Genomic DNA, 359 nt, shown 5'->3' on the forward strand with positions numbered 1-359 from the left:
GAATGACACATGCATGGCAATGATACATTCACCTTCTTCTAATAAGCTTTGTTTCGCATCCAGTTTTCAAGGTGTAAGCCTTGAGTTAAGATCCGGTCTGGTAATAATGGCGGAGGGGTTCCACGCGTACCCATCCCGAACACGACCGTTAAGCCCTCCAGCGCCAATGGTACTTGGACCGCAGGGTCCTGGGAGAGTAGGACGTTGCCAGGCCGGAGAAACGAAGAAAGCACCCTCGCGGGTGCTTTTTTGTGTTTGCTTTGCGTTACTGGTGATAATAAGAGACTTCCTTGGATTCCAGTCGAATCACTCCGTCGCCGCGCTCGCGCCGAAGCGACAATAACAGCTTAATGCGAGGA

At 51.5% G+C, this 359-nt stretch carries 1 rRNA gene; it reads left to right on the forward strand.

Going from position 1 to position 359, the window contains the following annotated elements:
• Positions 1-96: 96 nt before the first annotated feature.
• Positions 97-213: ribosomal RNA gene (rrf, locus tag L3D05_RS24200) — 5S ribosomal RNA — on the forward strand.
• The last annotated feature ends 146 nt before the right edge of the window (positions 214-359 follow it).

It is taken from the genome of Cohnella mopanensis (genome assembly GCF_022352055.1).
GTDB lineage: Bacteria > Bacillota > Bacilli > Paenibacillales > Paenibacillaceae > Cohnella > Cohnella mopanensis.